Source organism: Streptomyces rubellomurinus, from assembly GCF_000961885.1.
Lineage (GTDB): Bacteria > Actinomycetota > Actinomycetes > Streptomycetales > Streptomycetaceae > Kitasatospora > Kitasatospora rubellomurina.
This window is the reverse complement of record NZ_JZKH01000336.1, coordinates 1-432: the sequence shown is the minus strand read 5'-3', so window position 1 is coordinate 432 and position 432 is coordinate 1. Positions and strand designations below refer to the sequence as shown.

The window sequence follows — 432 nt, the reverse complement described above, 5'->3', positions numbered from 1 at the left end:
GAAGCTCGTCTGCAGCGAGGAGTCCTCGACGCCGTTGAACTTCAGGGTGACCGTCTGGCCCGCGTAGGCCGACAGGTCGAAGGTGCGCTGCTGGTAGCCGGCGGCGGCGTCCACGTTGGAGTAGGTCTTCAGCGTGGTGCCGTTCACCGACACGGTCAGCTTGTCGTACGCGGTCGAGCCGGTCTCCGCGGTGTCGATGTGCAGCCAGAAGCTCAGCGTCGCCTTGCAGCCGGCCGGGATGCTGACCGTCTGCGACAGCGAGTCGGTGTGGGCGCTGCCGTAGCCGTTCAGCCACGCCTTCCACGAGCCGCCGTGCGCCGCCTGCGAGGAGCTGTTGTCGACCACGCCGCTCGAAGCCGTCCACGGCGCCGCCGTGCCCGTCTCGAAGCCCTGGTTGCCGAGCAGCTGCGCCGGGGTGCAGGTGCCGCCGCC

At 69.9% G+C, this 432-nt stretch carries 1 pseudogene; it reads right to left on the bottom strand.

Annotated elements, in window-relative coordinates:
* Positions 1 to 432, bottom strand: a pseudogene (locus VM95_RS38085) (M4 family metallopeptidase); the annotation flags it as partial.